Here is a 24,120-nt window from a genome sequence, read left to right on the forward strand (position 1 = left end):
GTCCCCTGTGCCCTATGCCGATTGCGGCAGCACAGGGAGGCCGAACGGCCAAAAATTAACGTCATGATTAAAAAAGACATTTCATATTTATTGTGATCCCGTCGTCATTAGGTAAATATGATCTGTAGTTTTTACTAAATATTTACTATCGTTCTCCCATTGAAAGTTGTCGGGAGACGTGACGTGAATAATTGGGAAAACATAGAAAAACAGTCAGAGAATCGCTTACCGCCGCGAGCGAGCTTCTTCAGCTATCGTAATGCCACGCAGGCATTAAGCTTCGATCGCAACGCCAGTGCGGCATTTCAACTACTGAGCGGCCGTTGGCAGTTTCGTTACTTCGAACACCCTGATCGGGTGCCGGCGGCGTTCTATAGCCAACTGATGGCGGACTGGGGCGACATCACCGTGCCGGGCATGTGGCAGATGGAAGGTCACGGCCAATTGCAGTATACCGATGAGGGCTATCCCTTCCCGATCGACGTGCCTTACGTGCCGACCAACAATCCGACCGGTGCCTATCAACGCCAGTTTACGCTGGACGGCGACTGGGAAAACCAGCAGGTCATCATCAAGTTTGACGGCGTGGAAACCTACTTTGAGGTGTATCTCAACGGCCGCTACGTCGGTTTCAGCAAAGGCAGCCGTTTGTCCGCCGAGTTTGATCTTAGCGACTATGTGAAAGCGGGCGAAAACCTGCTGTCCGTTCGCGTCATGCAGTGGGCTGACTCGACGTATATTGAAGATCAGGACATGTGGTGGATGGCCGGCATCTTCCGCGACGTTTACCTGATCGGTCAACAACGCACCCATATTCATGATCTCACGCTGGTCACGCATTTCGATGAACAGTATTGCGACGCAGTGCTGGCACTGGATGTCGAGCTTGGCAACCTGAACCCGTCCGTGGCAAGCGGTTATCGCCTGCAGGCTCAGCTTTTTGACGGTGAAGCCTGCGTCGCCGAACGCTGGGAAAATGAGCTCAGTATCGGGGCCAGTGCCCGCTGCCGATTCGAGATCCCGGTCAGCCAGCCGCAGCAGTGGAATGCAGAAAACCCTTATCTGTATCAATTGCTGCTTAGCCTGTATGACCACGCCGGTAATCTGGTGTCGGTGGTGCCGCAGCGCGTCGGGTTCCGTGAGATCGGCGTGCGTGAGGGGTTATTTTACGTCAACGGACGCTATTTAAAGCTGCATGGCGTGAACCGCCACGATCACGATCATCGCAAAGGGCGCGCGGTGGACATGGCGCGGGTTGAGCGCGACATCGTGTTGATGAAGCAACACAACATCAACTCGGTGCGAACCGCCCACTACCCGAACGATCCGCGCTTTTACGAGTTGTGTGATATCTACGGCCTGTTTGTGATGGCGGAAACCGACCTGGAAAGCCACGGTTTCGCTAACGTTGGCGATATTAGCCGCATCACCGACGATCCTCGCTGGGAAAATGCCTACGTCGAGCGCATTGAGCGCCATGTGATGGCGCAGAAAAACCATCCCTCAATCATTATCTGGTCCCTGGGCAACGAGTCCGGTTATGGCTGCAACATCCGCGCCATGGCCAAACGCTGCAAGGCGCTGGATCCCACTCGCCTGGTGCATTACGAAGAAGACCGCGATGCGGAAGTGGTCGATGTGATCAGCACCATGTATTCGCGCGTGGCGATGATGAATGCCTTTGGCGAGTATCCCCATGCCAAGCCGCGAATTTTGTGTGAATACGCCCATGCCATGGGCAATGGGCCGGGAGGCCTGTTCGAATATCAGTCGGTGTTTAACCGCCATGCCAGCCTTCAGGGGCATTACATCTGGGAGTGGTGCGATCACGGTTTGCTCAGCCATGACGCGCAGGGACGCGAACGCTATCAGTACGGTGGTGATTACGGCGATTACCCGAATAACTATAACTTCTGCATGGATGGCCTGATCTACCCGGATCAGCGCCCCGGTCCTGGCCTGCGTGAATATAAGCAGGTGCTGTGTCCGGTAGAGGTCAGCGGCGCAGGCGAGAGGACGCCGGTGCTGCGAGTTAAAAACCGCTATTGGTTCAGTTCGCTGGCCGATATTACGCTGGTCGTCAGCGTGAAGGCCGGGGGGCGTCAACTGGCCAGCTATGACATCAAACTGCCGCACCTGCAGCCGGGCGAGTCTGAAGAACTGCATTTTCCTGAGTTGGCGCTTGGCACGCAAGAAACCTTTATTGACGTTGCCGTGTATAAGGACAGCGCCACCCGTTACAGCGAAAGTGGTGATTTGCTTGGGCAGTATCAGCATCTGTTGCAACCCGCTGCGCCGCTACTCATTGCGCCGCCGGGAGATAAACGCGCTTCGCCGCTGCAATGCCATGAAGAAAACCACCGGTTGGTGGTCAGCGGCGACAATTTCAGTCTGGCCTTCTCACGTCTGAGCGGTGAACTGCTCTCTTGGCAGGTGGCGGGGGACGAAGTGGTGGGGCGTGCGCCACACCTTTCCTTCTTCAAACCGGTGATCGACAACCATAAGCAAGAGTACGAAGGGATTTGGCATCCGCATCACCTGCAGATTATGCAGCATCACTTCCGCAGTCTGCGCTGGGAGCGTCAGGGCGACGACCTGGTGATTGAGGTTTGCACCCTGATTGCACCGCCGGTGTTCGATTTCGGCATGCGCTGCCGTTACCGCTGGCAGATATCGCCGCAAGGGCATATCAGCCTGGATCTGTCGGGTGCGCCTTATGGCGACTTCCAACAGGTCATTCCGAAGATTGGGCTGGATTTCGGCCTCAGCCGCCGCTTTGAACAGGTGGAATACTATGGCCGTGGGCCGGGTGAAAACTATCAGGACAGCTGCCAGGCCAACCTGATCGGCCATTATCAGCAGCGGGTGGGCGAGCTGTTTGAACACTACCCGTTCCCGCAGGATAACGGCAACCGCCAAGAAGTCCGTTGGCTGAGCCTGCAGGATGGCGAAGGCAAAGGGATATTTATTCAGCCGCGACGGCCGATCAACTTCAGCCTGTGGCCTTATAGCGCCGACATGCTGCATCAGGCTCAGCACATTAACGAGCTGCAAGAAAGTGATTACCTGACGTTAAACCTTGACGATCAAATTCTGGGCCTTGGTTCCAACTCCTGGGGATCGGAGGTGCTGGATTCGTATCGGGTTTATCTGTCGCCGTTCAGCTACGGCTTTACGTTGGTGCCTTTCAATCGGCAGGAAACCCAGGCAGAGAAGCTGGCCGAGTTTAATTACGCGCCGGTCAATAATAACGCTCAGTCAGAAAAGGCGAACTCATGATTATTGTCGAATCATTAGCGGAGTTTCAGCGCATTTACCGCTCAGGGAAAAAATGGCTACGCTGCATGGAGGCCATCAATAATATTAATAATATCGAGCCGAATGTCTTTCATTCTGTCGGCGACTCGCTGGTCTACCGACTGGCGTCCGGCCCTGGGCAGCAGCATGGTGGATTGGAGGGGAATCGCCGCTATTTTGATCTGCACTATTACCTGGCCGGCCAGGAGAACATTGAGGTTGCTGATAAAAGCGAACTGACTTCGGTAGTTGCCTATCAGGATGAAACCGACCGCGAAATTTTCAACGGGCAGGGGGAAATACACCGCGTAGGCGAGGGCAACGTGGTTATTTTTGAGAACCATCAGGCGCACCGATTCAAAGAGAGTCACCAGGTAAAAAAAGTCATTTTAAAAGTGACCGTCGAAGACAGCTATTTTATGAATAAATAGCGGCAATCTCTTATTCCAATATATACCCAAAATAATTCGAGTTGCTTGTAGGCGGCAACTGAGCGAAGCCCCAGGAGCTTACTCAAGATCGATCCTGGGGTGAGTGGCAAATCTGCCGGGAGCAGATTTGAACGTTGCTTGCAGCGACCCCGTAAGGGGTGAGGCCCAAGGATGGGCCGAATAGTGCAGCCAACACCCAAGTAGCTTGAGGTATGACGGGTATAAGTACCCTACAAATTTCGGAGAGTGTCTATGGCTGTGTCGAATAGAAATACTATCGGCAAGTTTGGCCTGCTGGCGATGACGTTCGCGGCAGTGTTCAGCTTCAATAATGTGATAAATAATAATATCCAGCTTGGCATCGCATCCGCCCCGGTATTTTTGGTGGCGACCATTATCTATTTTATTCCTTTCTGCCTGATCATTGCCGAGTTCGTATCGTTGAATAAAAACTCCGAGGCGGGCGTATACGCTTGGGTAAAAAGCGCGTTAGGCGGACGCTGGGCATTTATGACCGCCTATACCTACTGGTTCGTGAATTTATTCTTCTTCACCGCGCTGCTGCCGAGGGTCATCGCTTACGCCTCCTACGCGTTTTTGGGGTATGACTACGTCTTTACGCCATTAACTACCGCGATCATCAGTATTTTCCTGTTCGCATTTTCGACCTATATCTCAAATAGCGGTGCCAAACTGCTGGGCCCGATGACCTCTGTGACCTCATCGTTGATGCTGTTGCTGACGTTTTCCTACATCATTCTGGCCGGTGCGGCGGTAATTGGCGGTATAGAGCCGGCTAACCCGATTACCGTAGAAGCCATGACCCCAAGCTTTAGCTGGGCCTTCCTCGGTATCACCGCCTGGATTTTTCAGGCCGCGGGCGGGGCAGAGTCGGTTGCGGTGTACGTCAACGACGTCAAGGGCGGCAGCCGCTCTTTTGTTAAGGTGATTGTCATTTCCGGGCTGGTGATTGGCGTGCTGTATTCGGTAGCGTCATTGCTGCTTAACGTGTTCGTTAGCCGTGCCGATTTGCACTTTACCGGTGGCACGGTGCAGGTGTTCGAAGGCCTGTCGGCGCACTTTGGCCTGCCTGCGGTGCTGATGAACCGTTTCGTCGGGCTGGTTTCCTTTACCGCGATGTTTGGCTCATTGCTGATGTGGACCGCCGCACCGGTCAAAATCTTCTTCACCGAGATCCCCAAGGGCATCTTTGGCGAGAAGACCATTCGGTTGAATAAGCATGGCGTGCCAACCCGCGCCGCCTGGCTGCAGTTCTTTATCGTGATCCCGCTGATGCTGATCCCGACGTTGGGTTCGGACAGCGTGCAGGAGTTAATGAATACGCTGATAAACATGACCGCCGCCGCTTCGATGTTGCCGCCGTTGTTCATCATGCTGGCCTATCTGAACCTGCGTTTGAAGTACGACCGCGTGGAGCGTGATTTTAAAATGGGCTCCCGGCTGCAGGGGATTGCGATTGTCAGCACGCTGATTGTCATTTTCACCGTAGGCTTTATCGCGTCAACCTTCCCGACCGGCGCCAGTATCATGACCATTGTGTTTTATAACGTAGGGGGCCTGGTGGTGTTCCTCGGCTACGCCTGGTGGAAATACAACCGCTATTCGAAGAGCCTGGACGCCCAAGCCCGCTATGATGAGGACACGCCATTAGCGAGGATTGCGCTGGAGTCGCAGGAGGGTAAAAAGGCCGCAAGTGGCGATCTGGGCTGTACCACTTTGTAAGCGCATTAGTGATTTATCCACGTCCCCTCGGCACTCGCTGAGGGGCACCAAGTTTCCAGAACGCGACTTCATTTCAATACAAATGTGAAAGGTATCTCTTTTCGGGGACAACACGGCTTGCCCAAGCTCCATCAGAAAAGGGTAAGGTTCGGTAAACCCAACAAATGTTAGGTTGCGTCACGGAAAACTCTATCCGGTTGTTTTGTTGAGATTATTATAAGAATAAAATGCTGTGTCTCGGCTAATGATTATTTTTGACTCTTTTTGAAGGATAAAACCGACTTTATTATTTGATGGGTATCACAGAATTAACGCTGAAACCCGGTTCATTCATCTTACGATCCTCTTCCCAAATCTTCGCTAAAGCCTTTAATCCCACTTTACTGTTTTTCATGCCCGATATAAAACAAACGTATGTTTAAAAACAAACAAGTGTCCAATATGACCAGCAGAGAAAAACAGATATTGCATCTTCTGAGACGTGATCCTTTGATCCCACAGCAGGAAATTGCCGATGTTTTAGGTATTAGCCGCTCTGGTGTCGCCGGGCACATTATGAATTTAATGAATAAAGGATATATAAAGGGTAAGGGTTATATATTGTCGGAGCACAGCTATGTGGTAACCGTAGGTTCCACCAATATGGATGTCTGCGGTTATGCTTCCTCTAAATTAGTGTATGAAGATTCCAACCCGGGAAAAATAAAATGCACGCCAGGTGGGGTGGGCAGAAATATTGCGCAGAATGTCGCCTTGTTAGGCCGGGAATGTCACCTTATTTCCGTCGTCGGTGACGACTTCTATGGTGAAACCTTATTCGAACAGGCAAAGCTGGCGGGGGTACATGTCGACAGCTTCCATAAATTGCACGGTGAAAATACTTCGACCTATGTCTCCTTACTCGATAACAACGGCGAAATGCTGGTGGCGATTAACGACATGCGCATCCTCGAGAAACTCACGCCGGCGTTATTGGCCACGTCTAAAGAGTTGATCCTGCATGCGGGCGTGCTGGTGGTTGACTGCAACCTGACCGAGGACGCACTGGCCTGGCTATTCGGGCACTCCGGCAGCGTGCCGGTGTTTGTTGACACCGTATCGGCATTTAAAGCGCCCAAAATCCGCCGTTGGCTCTCGCATATCCATACTCTCAAGCCCAATCGCCTCGAAGCCGAGATCCTCAGCGGCATGGCGATCCACGGGCCGCAGGATGCGCCAGCGGTGGCCCGCTGGTTCCATCAACAAGGGGTACAACGCCTGGCGCTCAGCATGGGGCCAGCCGGGGTTTATTACAGCGAAATTGATGGGCAAAACGGCTGGTCGCAGCCACTGGTCGTCGACATCGTCAATGTGACTGGGGCCGGCGACGCCATGATGGCGGGCCTGGCCCATTGCTGGCTGGAAGATATGACGCTGGCGGACAGCATTCGTTTTGCGCAGGGCTGCTCGGCATTGACGCTGGCATCCGAATTTACCAATAACCCGAACCTGTCGAATGGCAGCGTACAAAAACTGTTGGAGCTACAAGCATGAAAAATAACATGATTTCCCATGACTATCTGGACATTTCGCCGGAGGTTGCCGAGGCTTTGGCCCACAAACGCCCGGTTGTGGCTCTGGAATCCACCATCATTTCTCACGGCATGCCATACCCGCAGAACGCGCAGACGGCGCTGGAAGTGGAACAAAAAATCCGCGATCACGGCGCGGTGCCCGCGACCATCGCCATCATTAACGGCCGAATGAAGGCGGGATTAAGCCGTGAGGAAATAGAGCTGCTGGGTAAAGAGGGCCATAAGGTGGCGAAAGTGAGCCGTCGCGATCTGCCGTTCATCGTCGCCGCCGGTAAACACGGGGCGACCACCGTGGCCTCAACCATGATTATTGCCGAGATGGCGGGCATTCACGTCTTTGCCACCGGTGGCATCGGCGGCGTGCACCGCGGCGCAGAACACACGTTTGATATCTCGGCGGATCTGCAGGAGCTGGCACGCACCAATGTCGCGGTGATCTGCGCCGGTGCCAAGTCTATTTTGGATTTGGGGCTGACCACCGAATACCTCGAAACCCACGGCGTACCACTGATCGGCTACCAGACCCAAACGCTGCCGGCATTCTTTTGCCGTACCAGCCCCTTCAGGGTCAGCATTCAATTGGATGCCCCGGCGGAGATCGCACGCGCCATGGCCACCAAGTGGCAGACCGGGCTGGAGGGCGGCATGGTGATTGCCAACCCGATCCCGGCGCAGTATGCGGTGCCGGAGGAAAAAATTAATGCCGCCATTGAGCGTGCCGTGCGGGAATCGGTTGAACAAGGCGTTCAGGGCAAGGACAGCACGCCATTTTTGCTGGCCAGAGTGGCTGAATTGACCGGGGGCGACAGCCTGACCGCCAATATTCAATTGGTGTTCAACAACGCCAAGCTGGCCGCGCAAATTGCCTGTTGTTATCAGGAGGCCGCCGCCTAAGACGACGCGTTATTCCTTAAGTTTTACCCTATAAACAACATTAAATAAAAACGCCAGCCTGAAAGGTGGAGGGGAGTGCTTTGCCCTTTTCACCTTTCAGGACAGGTACATTTACATACCCAATGACTTTTCCGCTACGGCTGAAATACGACGGGTATTAAGGGACGGATTTATGGACTTACTACGCAGCCTGTCAGGTATCTGTATTCTTCTCCTTATTGCTTTTATTTTTTCCAACAACCGTAAACGAATCAGCCTGAGAACAGTTTTCAGCGCATTAATACTGCAAGTGCTGTTGGGCGCAATTATGTTATATGTGCCCGCCGGTAAATGGGTGGTTAATGCCATTGCCGGTGGCGTCAATAAAGTCATTTCGTACAGCGATGCCGGTAGCTCATTTATTTTTGGCGGACTGGTCGGCCCTAAAATGAATGTCTTGTTTGACGGCGCAGGTTTTGTTTTCGCTTTTCATGTTCTGCCGGCCATTATTTTTATTACCGCACTGATTTCGATTCTCTATTACCTCGGCGTGATGGGGTGGGTGATTAATCTGTTGGGCTACGTATTCCAAAAGATGCTGAGCATCAGCAAGGTTGAGGCTTTTGCCGCGGTGACCACCATCTTTTTAGGGCAAAACGAGCTGCCCGCGGTGCTTAAGCCTTTTATTAACAAGATGAGCCGCAATGAGCTGTTTACCGTCATTTGCAGCGGAATGGCGTCGATCGCCGGCTCGATGTTGGTGGGGTATGCCGGCCTTGGCGTACCGATTGAATATCTGCTGGCGGCATCGTTGATGGCGATCCCCGGTGGTATTCTGTTCGCACGTATGCTGAGCCCGGCAACCGAGGCGTCGCAGGTCGAGTTCAGCCAGATGGCGTTCAGTGAAAAACGCCCGGCGAGCATTATCGAAGCCGCGGCCAGCGGTGCGATGCTCGGGCTGAAAATTGCCGTGGGCGTCGCTACCGTGGTAATGGCCTTTGTGGCGTTAATTGCGCTGATTAATGGCCTGATTGGCGGCGTCGGCAGCCTGTTTGGCTGGCAACAGCTTAGCCTGGAAAGGTTGTTCGGATATGTGTTCTCGCCTTTGGCTTATATCATGGGGGTTAGCTGGGATAACGCTGGGGTAGTAGGTGGGCTGATTGGCCAGAAGCTGGCGATAAACGAATTTGTCGCATACGTGAATTTTTCAGCCTATCTCAAAGACAGCGTCGCGGTGCTCGATCCTAAAACCATCGCCGTCATCTCTTTCGCACTGTGCGGGTTCGCCAACTTCGGCTCGATAGCCGTGGTGGTGGGGGCGTTCAGCGCGGTAGCACCGGAACGCGCTTCGGATATTGCCAGCCTGGGCTTGCGCGCGCTGCTGGCCGCTACCTTGTCTAATCTGATGAGCGCCACCATCGCCGGGCTGTTTATCGGTCTCGGTGCTTTGAGCGTGGCATTATGATCACGCCCTTTCTTTGGCGTGAGCGTGATTATTTTCCGCGCTAAACTTGCGCATTAGATAAGTGACTACTAATGTGTAGTCATGAATGAAAATGACCTCTTCAAAGCGCTGGCGGATCCCACCCGGCGCAGCATCTTCGAAAAACTGGCCGCTGGCGGCATGAATGCCAGCGCACTGCGTGAAGGCATGACGATCAGCCAATCTGCGATGTCTCAACACCTGGCCGTGTTGCGGCAGGCGGGGCTGGTGTGCGAGGTGCGCCAGGGCCGTTTCGTCAATTATCAGGTTGACCCGCAAGGGTTGGCGGTCCTCGCACAATGGCTGGACAAATACCGTGCCTTCTGGCCGGCACGCATCGACAGGCTGAACGTTTTGCTAAAGGACATGGATCAATGACCCCAACCGACGCCACGCAGCCGCCGCTGGTGCTGGAGTATCAACTCGATGCGCCGCCAGAGAAAGTCTGGCGGGCTATCGGGATCCCGGCATTGCGCGAACAATGGTTACCGAATGCCGAACTGGCCGATACCGAACCGGTAGCGATAACGCCGGGCGAAGCAATCAGCTACCGGATGCGTGATGATCGACCGCCGTACCTCGAAAGTACCGTGACTTTGCAAATTCTGCCCGCCGCCGACGGCGGAAGCCTGTTACGCGTCATTCACCAACTCGACGACGCCAGGTTGACGGCAGCGAACGACGGTGGATTGCAGCTGATGCGCGCTGCCTGACGCTCAACTCATTATTCCAATCTGAAAACAGGAGTTCACCGATGTGTGAATCGATGCTGCTCGTCCCGACGGTGGTAGAACAGACCAGCCAGGGAGAACGTTCGTTCGATATTTATTCGCGGCTGCTGCGCGACCGCATCGTTTTCCTGAACGGCGAGGTCAACGATCAGGTGGCAGAAATGCTCTGTGCTCAACTGCTGTTTCTCGAAGCTGAGAACCCGGAGAAACCCATAAATTTATATATCAATTCACCGGGCGGGGTGATCACCAGCGGCTTTGCCATCTACGACACTATGCAGTACATCAACGCACCGGTGCATACGCTGTGTATGGGCACAGCTCGCTCGATGGGGTCATTCCTGCTGATGGCGGGTAAGGCAGGCCACCGGATGGCGCTGCCCAATGCCAGCCTGCACGTGCACCAGCCACTGGGCGGTTTTCAGGGGCAAGCGTCAGATATCCTTATCCACGCAGAAGAGATGAAACGCACTAAGCACACCGTGATCCGCCTGTACGCCGAACACTGCGGTCGTCGCTACGAAGAGGTTGAGCGCGCGCTCGATCGCGACCGCTTTATGAGCGCCGACCAAGCGGTAGAGTGGGGGCTGGTGGATAAGGTGCTACGGGCGCGATGATACGCTGTCCAGCAGACGATCAAGGGCCTGTAGATACTGTTCTTGCAGGCTCTGCGCCTGTAGAGAGTCTCCCCGCACCGCGACAAGGGCCAAACCGCTGCCATGGGCATGATCAACCAAAATATCGCGCCACTGTAGGGGCTCTGTCGTCATCTCAGCCAGCAAGGCCGTAAGGCGATCGGTAATCTCCCGGGTGACCCCGGCAAAGGCCTCTGGCGTGGCAAAGATTGCCAGCGTGAGCTGGGGGTGATAGCCGACTGCGCGATGATAGCGCGTGAGCAATGTTCGAATTTCTGTCCGCGGATCAGCCAATCCGTTCAACCCCTCCATGGCTTCGGCATAGACGCGATCGGATAAAGCGCGCAACAGTCCGGCCAGATCACCAATATGGTGATACAGGCTCATCGGCGTGACGCCCAGCCGAGTGGCGAGGGTGCGCATCGTCAGCCCTTGTCCGCCACTTTCATCCAGCAGGCCAAGAGCGGAATCCAGAATGTCATCCCGCGTTACTCCTTTTCCGTTGGTTGGACGCCCGCGTGGACGAGTCATTGGGGCAATACCTGATAGTGGGATTGCACCAGGCCCGAAGGAAAGCTCCGGTTCGACAGTAATTTTAAATCAATGTCCTGTTGCAGCGAGCCGAACAGAGGCCTGCCCGAGCCAAGCAGTACGGGAACCTTGGTGATCACCATATCGCTAACCAACCCTTCGCGCAGAAAGGACTGTATTAATTGCCCGCCATCCACATAGACGCGGTGCACATTCTGTGTAGCCAACTGCTCAAGCGCATATTTTGGCGTGAGGTTGGCGAACCGGACTTTACCTGTCAGGGCAGAAGGGACCTGCTCATTAGCCAGTTGTTTGGACAGTACGAGTACCGGGAGGTCATAAGGCCAGATATCGAAGGTGAGTACCTTTTCATAAGTCCCTCTCCCCATCAGGATCATGTCTTTGTCAGCGATAAAGGTATCGAAGCCATGATCTTCGGCCGAGGTGTCGCGTTGCAATAACCAGTCGATGTCGCCATCTTGCCGAGCGATAAAACCGTCCAGGCTGGTGGCGATGAAAACGTGTGTAGTGATCATTGAATGCTCCATATTTATACGCTGTATATTATTGCGTTGGTATGGCCCAAAATCAACATTACCGGTTAAAACAAAAAATCCACGCCGGGGCGTGGATTTTGGAGTTTGCTGCAGAGGCGGGAGTTAGACGTTGAACAAGAAGTTCATCACGTCGCCGTCTTTAACGATGTAGTCTTTACCTTCTGAACGCATCTTGCCGGCTTCTTTGGCACCTTGCTCACCCTTGTAGGTGATGAAGTCTTCAAAAGCGATGGTCTGGGCGCGGATAAAGCCTTTTTCGAAGTCGGTGTGGATCTTGCCAGCTGCCTGCGGGGCGGTAGCGCCGACCGGGATGGTCCAGGCGCGGACTTCTTTAACACCGGCGGTGAAGTAGGTCTGCAGGTTCAGCAGCTCGTAACCGGCACGGATCACGCGGTTCAGGCCCGGCTCTTCCAGGCCCAGTTCCGCCATGAATTCTTCGCGGTCTTCGTCTTCCAGCTCGGCGATGTCGGATTCTACCGCGGCGCACACGGCAACCACAACCGAGCCTTCGCCCGCAGCGATTTCACGCACTTTGTCCAGGTACGGGTTGTTTTCGAAACCGTCTTCGTTGACGTTGGCGATGTACATGGTTGGTTTCAGCGTCAGGAAGCTCAGGTAGCGGATGGCCGCCTTGTCTTCTTCGGACAGATCCAGCGCACGCAGCATGCCGGCGTTTTCCAGCTGTGGCAGGCATTTTTCCAGGGCTGCCAGTTCCGCTTTCGCGTCTTTGTCGCCGCCTTTGGCTTTCTTCTGCACGCGGTGGATCGCGCGTTCGCAGGTGTCGAGATCCGACAAGGCCAGTTCGGTGTTGATGACGTCGATGTCGTCAGCCGGGTCAACTTTGTTGTTAACGTGGATGATGTTGTCGTTTTCGAAGCAGCGAACCACGTGGCCAATCGCTTCGGTTTCGCGGATGTTGGTCAGGAACTGGTTACCCAGACCTTCACCTTTGGACGCGCCCTTGACCAGGCCGGCGATGTCGACGAATTCCATGGTGGTTGGCAGGATACGCTGTGGCTTGACGATCTCGGCCAGCTGGTCCAGACGCGGATCGGGCATCGGCACCACACCGGTGTTAGGTTCAATGGTGCAGAACGGGAAGTTGGCTGCTTCGATACCCGCTTTGGTCAACGCGTTGAACAGGGTGGATTTGCCTACGTTAGGCAGGCCGACGATACCGCATTTGAATCCCATGTTGTTATCACCTTAAATATCTTAACTATCAGCCGGTTAGGTTTAACCCACTGCATAAAGGACGAAATAATGGCGCCATTATACACGTAATGGCCGTTTTTCTCGATCTGGCTGTGTGTGATGGGTAAATGCCGAGGCAGTGCCGGTTTTTGATTGAGATTTGGATCACATTTACACATACTGACACTTCTGATTAACCTACAGGAAACGTGCCGGATGTCCTTCTTGCCCAGTCCACCCTAAGCTCTCTCCCTCCTGAGGTTTGCCGCGCCCTGCGGCCTTGGTTCCCGTGCTGCGGGAATGTGTTTTATCTGTCAGAAGTGAATAATCCATGTTTAACCTGAACAATTTCAGGCTGTCGGCCGTCAAGAACGAGGTGCTGGCGGGCTTTGTGGTGGCGGTTTCAATGATCCCGGAAGCGGTCGGCTTTTCGCTGGTCGCCGGGCTTTCTCCGATCGTCGGGTTGCACACCGCCTTTATTATCGGGCTGGTCACCGCGCTGTTTGGCGGCAAGCCGGGCATGGTGTCGGGTGCAGCCGGTTCAATCGTGGTGGTGCTGATGAGCCTGGCGGCGCAGTACGGCATGGGGTACGTACTGTGGGCGACGATTTTTGCCGGGGTTATCCAAATCCTGATCGGCATTTTCCGCCTGGGTAAGTTTATCCGGCTGGTGCCGCTGCCCGCGGTTCACGGCTTCGTGAACGGGCTGGCGATTGTCATTATGCTGGCGCAACTGCATATGATTGCCGGGCAGGGGCTGCTGATGTATGGGCTGGTGGCTCTTGCGATCCTGGTGGTGGTGTTCTTCCCACGGTTGACGCGCGTCATCCCCGCGTCACTGGCGGCGCTTATCGTGGTTTCTGCTCTGGCAATCGGGTTTAACCTGCAAACGCTGCGGGTCGGCGATTTGGCGGACATTTCCGGTGCATTACCGCACTTCAGCCTGCCGATGGCGCCTTTTACCCTCGAGATGCTGAAAGTGGTGTTGCCGTACGCAGTGGTAATCGCGCTGGTGGGGCTGATCGAATCGCTGCTTACCATGACGGTGTTGGATGAAATGGGCGGCAAGAAAGGCAACGGCAACCGCGAGAGCATCGCCCAGGGGGCTGGCAACGCGGTTTGTGGCCTGTTTGGTTGTTTCGCCGGTTGCGCAATGATTGGCCAGTCGATCATCAACTTCACTTCAGGTGGGCGTGGGCGCATCTCCGGCGTGGTTGGCGCGATACTGCTGATTCTGTTTGTGGTCAGCCTGTCGGGCTATATCGGCCTGTTGCCGGTGGCGGCGCTGGCCGGGGTGATGCTGGTGGTGTGTTACAACACCTTTGAGTGGAGCTCGCTGCGCCGTCTGCGCCGGATGCCGAAGGCGGATGCGTTGGTGATGCTGCTGGTGACCCTGATTACCATCTTTACCGATCTGGCGATGGCGGTGATCAGCGGGGTGATCATCTCGGCGCTGGTATTTGCCTGGCAGCAGGCACGTATTCGCGTGCGTCAGCATCGGGTGGAAGGTGAGGTGGCGGTGTATCAGCTGGACGGGCCGCTGTTCTTCGGCTCCACCACGGCCTTTGCCGAACTGTTCGAACCGAAAAACGATCCGCAAAATGTGGTGCTGGATTTTGCCGGTACCCGGGTGATGGATTCCAGCGGTGTGGAGGCGATTGATAAGCTGACGGCACGCTATCTGGCGGCGGGGAAAACCATTCGGCTACGTCATCTGAGCGGTGACTGTGTACGCCTGCTGAAACAGGCCGGCCCGTTTTGCAGCCATGAACTGGACGATCCGCAATATTACGTGGCGGAAGAGGGCTACCAAACCGATGACGCTAACGTCGGCGAAGAAACCTTTAAACTGCGCACCTAAGGCAGATTGCAGCGGGCGCGATGCCCGCTGCAACGATGATCAGGCCTGTGCCTTGAAGCTGTGCAGGCGACGAACGGTTTTTTCCAACCCGTCAGTCAGCAGCACTTCCGTACAGCGTGCTGCTTCATCGATCGCTTCATCGATCATTTTTTGTTCGCTGGCCGGCGGCTTGCCGAGCACGAAACCTACCACTTTGTTTTTATCGCCCGGGTGGCCGATGCCGATGCGCAAGCGATAGAAATTAGGGTTATTGCCAAATTTGTTCTGAATATCCTTCAGCCCGTTGTGGCCACCGTTGCCGCCGCCCAGTTTGATCTTGGCAACGCCGGGGGGAATATCCAGCTCGTCATGCGCCACCAGGATTTCGTCCGGCTCGATGCGGTAGAAATTGGCCATTGCCAATACCGCTTTGCCGCTGAGATTCATAAAGGTGGTAGGCACCAACAGCCGCACGTCGTTGCCGGCCAGGTTCAGCCGGGCAGTGTAGCCGAAGAACTTGCTCTCTTCTTTGAGCTGCTGGTTATGGCGCTGGGCCAGTAAATCGACGTACCAGGCGCCGGCGTTGTGCCGCGTCTGCGCGTATTCAGCGCCCGGATTCGCCAGGCCGACTATCAATTTAATACTGCTCACTGGGAGATTCGCTATGATCGATATAATGGAAAGGGCAATAGTCTACCTGTCGACGCCACGAATGACAAAATCCTGATATGCCCGGTCGCGCATTGACGGAACTATAGACAGAAAAGAGAATAATTCATTAGCGGAATCATTCAATTTGATCGCTAATAGACTCATTTCGGTAAAGTTTTGTCATGTTTTCTTTACCATTTGTGATCCTCTCCGCAATCACCTTGTCCAACCAGGGTCTATACTTAACTTATCAAAGTGGGTTAACCAGTTAGAGAGTTATCCCGGTTGGCACATGGCACTATGGAGGTGGCATATGAAACGTAGAAACGCGGACAGAATGGGCAACTTTTTTATGGGGCTGGGCCTGGTCGTGATGATCGGCGGTGTCGGATACTCCATTGTTGCTGAAGTTTCGCAGTTCAACCTGCCGCAGTTTTTCGCCCATGGCGCAATCATGAGTATCTTCGTGGGTGCGTTGTTGTGGCTGGTAGGTGCGCGTATTGGCGGTCGTGAGCAGGTAGCGGATCGTTACTGGTGGGTAAAACACTTTGATAAACGTTGCCGCAACGATCATCATCGTTCGTCACATTGATTAGAAAGAGAGAAGGGAACAGGCGTTACGGCAAAGGAAATCTGCCGCGCATTAAGGCTTAAGGTCATGTTTGACTACCCGTAGAAAACCCGTTGCTGCTATGCACCAACGGGTTTTTCTTTTTCTGCTTTCGGGCCATCAATCCCTTCGGTACGGCAGGGCGCCGCACCGAAAAGAGAACTGATTAATGCTCGAACATCGCAGAAATTGACTCTTCGTTGCTGATACGGCGGATGGCTTCAGCCAGCATGCCAGACAGCGTCAGAGTGCGTACGTTTTTCAGGGCCTTGATTTCTGGAGACAGCGGAATGGTGTCGCAGACAATCACTTCATCAATTACCGAGTTGCGGATGTTTTCCACGGCGTTACCGGAGAAGATCGGGTGCGTCGCGTAGGCAAATACGCGCTTGGCACCGCGTTCTTTCAACGCTTCAGCCGCTTTACATAAGGTACCGCCGGTATCGATCATATCGTCAACCAGTACACAGTCACGGCCTGCTACGTCACCAATGATGTGCATCACCTGAGAAACGTTCGCGCGCGGGCGGCGTTTATCGATGATAGCCATATCAGTGTCGTTCAGCAGTTTGGCGATTGCGCGGGCGCGCACTACGCCGCCGATGTCTGGGGAAACCACGATTGGGTTCTCCAGATTCTGTTGCAGCATGTCTTCCAGCAGGATCGGGCTACCGAACACGTTATCTACCGGAACATCGAAGAAGCCTTGGATCTGTTCAGCGTGCAGATCCACCGTCAAAACGCGGTCAACCCCTACACTGGAGAGGAAATCGGCTACAACTTTGGCCGTGATTGGCACACGAGCAGAACGCACGCGGCGATCCTGGCGGGCATAACCGAAGTAAGGGATAACAGCAGTAATACGACCTGCGGAGGCGCGACGCAGGGCATCTACCATAACGACCAGTTCCATCAGGTTGTCGTTGGTAGGGGCACAGGTGGACTGGATGATGAAAATATCACCGCCGCGTACATTTTCGTTGATTTGCACGCTCACTTCGCCGTCGCTAAAACGACCTACTGCGGCGTCACCAAGGCTGGTGTACAAACGGTTGGCAATACGTTGTGCTAGTTCCGGGGTGGCGTTACCAGCAAAAAGCTTCATATCAGGCACGAGAAGAACCTCAGGCATGCGTCCAGAGAAGATATTGTCATTCGGCCTTCGCTAAGGGCAGTTAGCGACGCCGGCGCAATATCATACGGGTGTGTAAAAAAACAACGTGAAACCGAAGCGGCGCAGGGATTACAGGGCCAGGTGTGAATGACCCTGCGCAGCGAAACGAGAACTACGGTTTCATCTGCCCGGAACGGATGCGATGTAGTGGAGAGACGTTAACGCCACGCGCTACAAAACCACGTATCCACTCCGGGGCTTGATTTAACACCTGACGGGCGGCGGTTTCTGTGTCGAATTCAGCAAACACACAAGCACCTGTGCCAGTCAGGCGTGACGGCGCGTATTCTAACAGCCAAGAAACAAGCTGTTCAACCTCGCGAAAACGTTTTCTTGCTATAGGTTCGCAATCATTTGCGTAAGTTGCCTGTAACAGCACACTTAACGGACGAACCGGGGTGTCTCTTTTTAATTCCGCATCGCCAAAAATTGCCGGGGTAGGGATGCTGACCCCCGGATGCGCCACCAAATACCATTTTTCCTGCGGGTTGGCCGGCTGCAAACGCTCACCGATGCCTTCGGCGAACGCTGCATGGCCACGCACGAAGACAGGGACGTCGGCACCGAGCGCCAGCCCCAGTTCTGCAAGCTGGTCGTCGCTCAAACCGCAGCGCCACAGTTCATTCAGCGCAACCAGCACCGTAGCGGCGTTGGAGGAGCCACCGCCCAGCCCGCCGCCCATCGGCAGCCGCTTTTCGATGCTGATGTCGGCACCCCGTGGCGCGGTATCCAGTCCATGGCGCTCGCAATACTGTTGCAGCAGACGTGCGGCGCGGACAATCAGGTTTTCTTCATCCGGCACGCCCGCCACCGGGGTCAGCAGGTGAATACGGTCATCCTGTCGCACATCGATGGTCAGCGTGTCGCCGTAATCCAGAAACTGAAACAGCGTCTGCAACAGGTGATAGCCGTCTTCACGTTGGCCGGTAATGTATAAAAACAAATTAAGTTTAGCTGGCGATGGCCACTGACGGATCATTTGAGCGTCCAATTATCCATTTTCAGTTTGATGCGCTGGTCACCCTGTTTCAGCTCAAGTCGGCTTGGCAACTGCGGTTGCAGGCTGTTGTTGTAGTCCTGGTAGTCAACGGTCCAGGTCTGTCCGCCTTGCTGGTAGGTCAGCGAGTTCAGGCGATACTGGTCATCCAGCTTGAAGTCGTTGGCTTCACCCGGCAGGCCGAGCATCCATTGGCGCAGGTTATCCAGCGGGATTGCCATACCGGTCAGTTTGCGGATCATCTCTTCGGCATTGTCGCTGACATAGCGTTTGCCCTGATTGTCGGTCAACTGCACCACATTTTTCTGCACGTTGAGATCAAGCTCGGTGCTGCCAAGTGGGTTGGTCAGCAGCAGGCGGTAACGATCAGACGAATACTGCTGCCAGAAGAAGCGCGCGTAGACTTTTTTCTGATCGGACAGGTAGGCGAAAGAGCCCCGGGTCTGATACTGCTCAAGCTGTTGCACCGCTTGCTCATGGGCGCGCCATTGCGGTGATGTCGGGCTGGTGGCCGGGCCGCTGGGTTTGGTGGTGGTACAGGCAGCCAGCACCAGGCTGGCCAGCGGGATCAGGCGTAGCAAACTAACTTTGCGGATTGGCATAACTTTCTCTTGTCCTTTTTCCTTACGGGCACGCACAGCGAGACCTTGGTATTAGCGTTTACGCTAGCGGGGCCGCGCCGGCGCGTCAATTTTTTGCTGCATCGCTTTGAATCTGCCCGGCTTTGTCACCGCTGTTAGCCTCGGGGGGATGCGCTGCGTTTGCACATAAGATTAACACAATCACCCAACCCTGCCGCTGTGGGCACAAGAATATCTCTCTGGTTGGGCGGAGGCCGTTGGCGTTTAGTTGAGGTTGCTAGCGGTATGCTGCAATAGTTTATCGCCGGAGGAGAATACAAGGTCATGAAGCTGTCAGTACGCATTGTTATTTCGCTGTTATGCTTCGCGGGCGCGGCATTTTTTTATCTTCAGGCAAAGCATGTTTTTTGCCAACAGGTCTCTTTTCTTTTGGATCCCACCTTTCGTTGCGGCACTTTAGGTTGGTAAACGCCGGATATTTGATCGCCGCCTGGCGGCTTAGGGGTTGTCGTTATTGCTGAATACTGTGCGGAATATCGCATACTGCACTAAAATTCAGTATGTTATGTCGTCGAATTAATAGTCATCCCGCTGTATTTATTAGCGATTTATCGATTGATGCTGACTATTTCAGCGATTGAACGGAAGATGCGGTTGTTACTTTTATTGAGCCCGCGCATCAAGTAGAATGCCGTTCAACGAGAACCCGTACCAAAAGAAGTATTACTCGAAGCAATGACCCTGCTGGCGTTAGGTATAAATCACAAAACCGCTCCGGTTTCTCTGCGTGAAAGGGTGACCTTCTCCCCAGAGTCTATCGAACAGGCGCTAACCAGCTTGCTCCAACAACCGTTGGTGCAGGGCGGTGTCGTGTTGTCTACCTGTAACCGCACTGAACTTTATCTTAGCGTGGAACAACAGGAACATATTCATGAACAGCTGGTTGCCTGGCTGTGTGAATACCACCATCTGCGCCCGGAAGAAGTGAGCAAAAGCCTGTACTGGCACCACGGCAACGACGCCGTCAGCCATCTCATGCGCGTAGCCAGCGGGCTGGATTCGCTGGTGTTGGGTGAACCGCAGATCCTCGGTCAGGTGAAAAAAGCCTTTGCCGAATCGCAACGCGGCCAGTCGCTTTCCGGTGAGCTTGAACGGCTGTTCCAAAAATCCTTCTCTGTCGCCAAACGCGTACGTACCGAAACAGAAATCGGTGCCAGCGCGGTGTCCGTGGCCTTTGCAGCCTGTACGTTGGCGCGCCAAATCTTCGAATCACTTGCCGAATTGAACGTGCTGCTAGTGGGCGCCGGTGAAACCATTGAACTGGTGGCGCGCCATCTGCGCGAGCACAAGGTACGGCATATGATTATTGCCAACCGTACCCGCGAACGTGCGCAATTGCTGGCGGACGAAGTTGGCGCGGAAGTGATCACATTACCGGAAATCGACGAACGCCTGGCGGACGCCGATATCATCATCAGTTCTACCGCCAGCCCGCTGCCGATCATCGGTAAAGGGATGGTGGAGCGCGCGCTGAAAGCACGTCGCAACCAGCCGATGCTGCTGGTGGATATCGCCGTACCGCGTGATATCGAACCGGAAGTGGGCAAGCTGGCCAACGCCTATCTGTACAGCGTGGACGATCTGCACGCCATCATTCAAAGCAACCTGGCGCAGCGCAAAGCCGCGGCGGTGCAGGCGGAATCGATCGTTCAGCAGGAAAGCACCAACTTTATGGCCTGGCTGCGCTCGCAGGGCGCAGTGGAAACCATCCGCGACTACCGCTCGCAGGCCGATCAGATCCGTGCGGAAATGGAAGCCAAAGCCCTGGCCGCGATTGCGCAGGGCGCCGACGTGGAGCAGGTTATCCACGAGCTGGCCCATCGGCTGACCAATCGTCTTATTCATGCCCCTACCAAATCCCTCCAGCAGGCCGCCGGCGATGGCGACGTGGAGCGGTTGCAATTATTACGCGACAGCCTCGGGCTGGATCAGCATTAGTTTTCTCTTTTAACAGGGTTTAATACCACGCATGAAGCCTTCTATTGTTGCCAAACTGGAAGCGTTACAAGAGCGCCATGAAGAAGTGCAGGCGCTGCTCGGCGATGCCGGCGTTATTGCCGAGCAGGATCGGTTCCGTGCGCTGTCGCGCGAATATGCACAGTTGACCGATGTCAGCCGCTGTTTCCTGGAATGGCGTCAGGTGCAGGACGATCTGGCTACGGCGGAAATGATGCTGGACGATCCGGAAATGCGTGAAATGGCGCAGGAAGAGTTGAAACAGGCCAAGGCCGCGACGGAAGAGCTGGAACAGCAGCTGCAACTGCTGCTGTTGCCGAAAGATCCGGATGACGAGCGCGGTTGTTTCCTGGAGGTGCGCGCCGGAACCGGCGGCGACGAAGCGGCGATTTTCGCCGGTGACCTGTTCCGCATGTACAGCCGCTATGCCGAAATGCGCCGCTGGCGCGTTGAGATCATGAGCGCCAACGAAGGCGAGCATGGTGGTTATAAAGAAGTGATTGCCAAGGTTTCTGGCGACGGTGTTTACGGCCAGCTCAAATTTGAATCCGGCGGTCATCGCGTACAACGCGTGCCGGAAACCGAGTCGCAGGGACGTATTCATACCTCCGCGTGCACCGTGGCAGTGATGCCGGAAATACCGGAGGCTGAACTGCCGGAGATCAACGCGGGCGATCTGAAAATTGACACCTTCCGTTCCTCAGGCGCAGGTGGTCAGCACGTTAACACCACCGACTCGGCGATCCGTATTACCCACTTGCCGACCGGCATTGTGGTGGAGTGTCAGGACGAGCGCTCACAGCACAAGAACAAAGCCAAAGCGATGGCGGTGTTGGGGGCGCGTATCCGTGCAGCAGAAATGGCCAAGCGCCAGCAGGCGGAAGCTTCAACCCGTCGTAACCTGCTGGGCAGTGGCGATCGTTCAGACCGCAACCGCACCTATAACTTCCCGCAGGGGCGTGTCACTGACCACCGCATCAACCTGACGCTGTACCGTCTGGACGAGGTGATGGAAGGCAAGCTCGACATGCTGATCCAGCCGATTGTGCAGGAATACCAGGCCGACCAGCTTGCAGCGCTGTCCGCCGAGCAGGAGTAATGGACTATCAATCCTGGCTGAAGGCGGCGGTTGCCCGCCTGACGCAGAGTGAAAGCGCCCGACGCGATGCGGAAATCCTGCTGGGTTTCGTGACCGGCCGGGCCAGAACTTTCCTGATGGCGTTTGGCGAAACCGTGCTGACGCCGCAAGAGCAAGATCAGTTGGAGAGATTGTTGGCGCGCCGTGAAAGCGGTGAGCCGGTAGCTTATCTGATTGGCGAGCGCGAATTTTGGTCGTTGCCGCTGTCGGTATCGCCCGCCACCCTGATCCCGCGTCCGGACACTGAATGCCTGGTGGAGTTGGCGCTGGAGCTTTTGCCCTCATCCCCTTGCGCCATTCTCGATCTCGGTACCGGTACCGGCGCCATCGCCCTGGCGTTAGCCAGCGAACGCCCAGACTGCAAAGTGACCGGCGTGGATTTACAGCCGGAAGCGGTGGCGTTGGCCCGGCACAATGCGCAGAAGCTGTCGATCGGCAACGCGCAGTTCCTTCAGGGCAGTTGGTTTGCCCCACTGGTCGGAGAAACTTTTGCTCTGATCGCCAGCAACCCTCCTTATATCGACGCCGCCGACCCGCATTTGGCACAGGGCGACGTACGTTTTGAGCCAAGTAGCGCGCTGGTGGCGCCACAGCAGGGGCTGGCGGATTTGTCCGCTATCGTGCAGCAGGCGCCGTACCACCTGCAATCACAGGGCTGGCTGCTGCTTGAACATGGCTGGCAGCAGGGAGAAAGCGTACGCGCACTGCTGCAGGCCGCCGGTTTTATTTCGATCGATACCCGACGCGATTATGGCGGTAACGATCGCGTCACCTTTGGCCAATGGCCGCAGCAATCACTGAAAACCAACAATAACGAAGCACACAGCGATTAAATAAGGAAGCGATATGGCAGTCTACTCGGCGTTAAAACATCTGCATTTGTTGACGGTCACCATCAGTATTGTCTTGTTTGTATTGCGTTTCTTCTGGAAATGGCGCAATTCGGCTATGATGAACAAACGTTGGGTGAAGATAACCCCGCATATAAATGATACGGTGTTGTTCGTCAGCGGCATCGCGCTGGTGGTGATGTTCAAGTTATATCCGCTGTTGGGTATGGACTCGTGGCTGACCGAGAAGCTGTTTGGCGTTATTATCTATATCCTGCTTGGCTACGTCGCATTGGGCAAGAAGACCAAAAACCAGAACCTGCGCACTCTGGCGTTTGTGCTGGCATTGGGCTGTTTGTACCTGATAATTAAACTTGCCACGACGAAAATACCCTTTCTGATGGGATACTTATGAGTAGTATTGCTGATTTTGAATTTAACACCTCGCTGCTGAGCGAGGGCGTGATCCTGGTATCGCAGTCCGTGCGGCGTGATTTCCCCGCCGCTGAGGTCGAACGCAAGCTGCAACAGCTGGTCGACGAAGCGCGTGCGGCCGTGCCGCAGGATCTCAGCCAGGAACAGCAACTGGACGCACTCATTGAATTGTTCTTCAAAACCTGGGGTTTTGGCGGCGCCAGCGGCGTGTATCGCCTGTCCGACGCTATTTGGCTCGACAAGGTGCTGGAAGGTCGTCAGGGCACGCCGGTTTCGCTCGGCACCATTTTCCTGCATATCGCCGCTCATCTGGATTTACCGCTGCTGCCGGTTATTTTCCCCACTCAACTGATCCTGCGGGCAGACTGGCTGGACGAAGAGATGTGGTTGATCAATCCATTGAACGGCGAGACGCTGAACGAACATCAGTTGGAAGTGTGGATCAAGGGCAACCTGGGTCTGGGCGCCGAACTGGAAGACGACGATCTCGATGAGTCAGAAAACGTCATGGTGGTGCGTAAGATGTTGGATACGCTCAAAGCCGCCCTGATGGAAGAAAAACAGATGGAAATGGCGCTGCGCGCCAGCGAAACGGTGTTGTGCTTCGATCCGGAAGACCCTTACGAAATCCGTGACCGCGGGCTGATTTACGCCCAGTTGGAATGCAACCATATCGCGATTTCCGATCTTAACTATTTTGTCGAACAGTGTCCTGAAGACCCAGTCAGCGAAGTGATCAAGGTACAGATCCACTCGATTGAACCGAAACAGGTCACGCTGCATTAATTCATTTACTATG

General features: G+C 54.8%; 23 protein-coding genes. 16 read left to right on the forward strand and 7 right to left on the reverse strand.

The window, feature by feature from the left end:
- Positions 1–183: 183 nt before the first annotated feature.
- The 9 genes from ebgA to M2407_RS05030 all read left to right on the forward strand — a co-directional run bounded on the left by ebgA (position 184) and on the right by M2407_RS05030 (position 10,749).
- Positions 184–3,279, forward strand: coding sequence for a beta-galactosidase subunit alpha (gene ebgA, locus M2407_RS04990; protein ID WP_142815407.1), 3,096 nt, complete (start codon positions 184–186; stop codon positions 3,277–3,279).
- Positions 3,276–3,728: a beta-galactosidase subunit beta gene (locus tag M2407_RS04995; RefSeq protein WP_116690717.1), complete on the forward strand. Its 453-nt coding sequence runs from the start codon at positions 3,276–3,278 to the stop codon at positions 3,726–3,728. The genes ebgA and M2407_RS04995 overlap by 4 nt, the downstream gene beginning before the upstream one ends.
- A 252-nt stretch (positions 3,729–3,980) precedes the next feature.
- Complete coding sequence (locus M2407_RS05000; protein WP_130015563.1) at positions 3,981–5,471, forward strand: amino acid permease; 1,491 nt, start codon at positions 3,981–3,983, stop codon at positions 5,469–5,471.
- Between the two features lie 414 nt (positions 5,472–5,885).
- Entirely contained in the window at positions 5,886–7,004 is a 1,119-nt protein-coding gene (locus M2407_RS05005; protein ID WP_020826413.1) for a PfkB family carbohydrate kinase, read from the forward strand.
- On the forward strand, positions 7,001–7,939 hold the full coding sequence (locus tag M2407_RS05010; protein ID WP_046373838.1) for a pseudouridine-5'-phosphate glycosidase: 939 nt from the start codon (positions 7,001–7,003) through the stop codon (positions 7,937–7,939). The genes M2407_RS05005 and M2407_RS05010 overlap by 4 nt, the downstream gene beginning before the upstream one ends.
- 172 nt (positions 7,940–8,111) lie before the next feature.
- Complete coding sequence (locus M2407_RS05015; RefSeq protein WP_128864276.1) at positions 8,112–9,383, forward strand: NupC/NupG family nucleoside CNT transporter; 1,272 nt, start codon at positions 8,112–8,114, stop codon at positions 9,381–9,383.
- 81 nt (positions 9,384–9,464) lie between these two features.
- On the forward strand, positions 9,465–9,779 hold the full coding sequence (locus M2407_RS05020; RefSeq protein ID WP_259216902.1) for a helix-turn-helix transcriptional regulator: 315 nt from the start codon (positions 9,465–9,467) through the stop codon (positions 9,777–9,779).
- A complete protein-coding gene (locus M2407_RS05025; RefSeq protein WP_259216905.1) occupies positions 9,776–10,114 on the forward strand; it encodes an SRPBCC domain-containing protein in 339 nt (112 codons plus the stop codon). The genes M2407_RS05020 and M2407_RS05025 overlap by 4 nt, the downstream gene beginning before the upstream one ends.
- Before the next feature lie 41 nt (positions 10,115–10,155).
- Entirely contained in the window at positions 10,156–10,749 is a 594-nt protein-coding gene (locus M2407_RS05030) for an ATP-dependent Clp protease proteolytic subunit (protein ID WP_259216907.1), read from the forward strand.
- Here the strand turns inward: M2407_RS05030 and M2407_RS05035 are convergent.
- From M2407_RS05035 to ychF, 3 genes are all read right to left on the reverse strand, one after another.
- A complete protein-coding gene (locus M2407_RS05035; protein WP_259216908.1) occupies positions 10,735–11,298 on the reverse strand; it encodes a TetR/AcrR family transcriptional regulator in 564 nt (187 codons plus the stop codon). The genes M2407_RS05030 and M2407_RS05035 overlap by 15 nt on opposite strands.
- Positions 11,295–11,834, reverse strand: a complete 540-nt coding sequence (locus tag M2407_RS05040) for a dihydrofolate reductase family protein (RefSeq protein ID WP_130015570.1) — start codon at positions 11,832–11,834, stop codon at positions 11,295–11,297. The genes M2407_RS05035 and M2407_RS05040 overlap by 4 nt, the downstream gene beginning before the upstream one ends.
- Before the next feature lie 123 nt (positions 11,835–11,957).
- Positions 11,958–13,049, reverse strand: a complete 1,092-nt coding sequence (ychF, locus tag M2407_RS05045) for a redox-regulated ATPase YchF (protein WP_020826439.1) — start codon at positions 13,047–13,049, stop codon at positions 11,958–11,960.
- A gap of 331 nt (positions 13,050–13,380) precedes the next feature.
- Between ychF and M2407_RS05050 the strand changes: the two genes are divergently transcribed.
- A complete protein-coding gene (locus M2407_RS05050) occupies positions 13,381–14,910 on the forward strand; it encodes a SulP family inorganic anion transporter (RefSeq protein ID WP_258089816.1) in 1,530 nt (509 codons plus the stop codon).
- A 39-nt stretch (positions 14,911–14,949) separates the two neighbouring features.
- Here M2407_RS05050 and pth read toward each other — a convergent pair whose 3' ends face one another.
- A complete protein-coding gene (gene pth / locus M2407_RS05055; protein WP_020826441.1) occupies positions 14,950–15,540 on the reverse strand; it encodes an aminoacyl-tRNA hydrolase in 591 nt (196 codons plus the stop codon).
- Between the two features lie 313 nt (positions 15,541–15,853).
- Between pth and ychH the strand changes: the two genes are divergently transcribed.
- Positions 15,854–16,132, forward strand: a complete 279-nt coding sequence (gene ychH / locus M2407_RS05060) for a stress-induced protein YchH (protein WP_041414467.1) — start codon at positions 15,854–15,856, stop codon at positions 16,130–16,132.
- 184 nt (positions 16,133–16,316) lie between these two features.
- Here ychH and prs read toward each other — a convergent pair whose 3' ends face one another.
- The 3 genes from prs to lolB all read right to left on the reverse strand — a co-directional run bounded on the left by prs (position 16,317) and on the right by lolB (position 18,923).
- Positions 16,317–17,264: a ribose-phosphate diphosphokinase gene (prs, locus tag M2407_RS05065; protein WP_041414469.1), complete on the reverse strand. Its 948-nt coding sequence runs from the start codon at positions 17,262–17,264 to the stop codon at positions 16,317–16,319.
- Positions 17,265–17,436: 172 nt separating this feature from the next.
- Positions 17,437–18,303 carry a 4-(cytidine 5'-diphospho)-2-C-methyl-D-erythritol kinase gene (gene ispE, locus M2407_RS05070; RefSeq protein WP_259216914.1) on the reverse strand — a complete coding sequence of 289 codons (867 nt, stop codon included), beginning with the start codon at positions 18,301–18,303 and terminating at the stop codon, positions 17,437–17,439.
- Positions 18,300–18,923, reverse strand: a complete 624-nt coding sequence (gene lolB / locus M2407_RS05075; RefSeq protein WP_020826445.1) for a lipoprotein insertase outer membrane protein LolB — start codon at positions 18,921–18,923, stop codon at positions 18,300–18,302. The genes ispE and lolB overlap by 4 nt, the downstream gene beginning before the upstream one ends.
- A gap of 714 nt (positions 18,924–19,637) precedes the next feature.
- Between lolB and hemA the strand changes: the two genes are divergently transcribed.
- The 5 genes from hemA to sirB1 are packed head-to-tail and all read left to right on the forward strand — an operon-like array spanning position 19,638 to position 24,107.
- Positions 19,638–20,900 (forward strand): glutamyl-tRNA reductase, encoded by a 1,263-nt coding sequence (gene hemA, locus M2407_RS05080; protein WP_037420462.1) that lies wholly within the window; start codon positions 19,638–19,640, stop codon positions 20,898–20,900.
- Positions 20,901–20,931: 31 nt separating this feature from the next.
- Positions 20,932–22,017, forward strand: coding sequence for a peptide chain release factor 1 (prfA, locus tag M2407_RS05085; protein ID WP_020826446.1), 1,086 nt, complete (start codon positions 20,932–20,934; stop codon positions 22,015–22,017).
- The gene (gene prmC / locus M2407_RS05090; RefSeq protein ID WP_259216920.1) at positions 22,017–22,889 is read left to right on the forward strand and encodes a peptide chain release factor N(5)-glutamine methyltransferase; all 873 of its coding nucleotides are present in this window, start codon (positions 22,017–22,019) and stop codon (positions 22,887–22,889) included. The genes prfA and prmC overlap by 1 nt, the downstream gene beginning before the upstream one ends.
- A gap of 13 nt (positions 22,890–22,902) precedes the next feature.
- On the forward strand, positions 22,903–23,301 hold the full coding sequence (locus M2407_RS05095; protein ID WP_046373829.1) for a SirB2 family protein: 399 nt from the start codon (positions 22,903–22,905) through the stop codon (positions 23,299–23,301).
- Positions 23,298–24,107 (forward strand): invasion regulator SirB1, encoded by an 810-nt coding sequence (sirB1, locus tag M2407_RS05100; protein ID WP_020826449.1) that lies wholly within the window; start codon positions 23,298–23,300, stop codon positions 24,105–24,107. The genes M2407_RS05095 and sirB1 overlap by 4 nt, the downstream gene beginning before the upstream one ends.
- The last annotated feature ends 13 nt before the right edge of the window (positions 24,108–24,120 follow it).

Origin of the sequence: Serratia sp. BIGb0234 (assembly GCF_024809915.1) — a bacterium.
In the GTDB taxonomy this organism is placed as follows: Bacteria; Pseudomonadota; Gammaproteobacteria; order Enterobacterales; family Enterobacteriaceae; genus Serratia; species Serratia liquefaciens.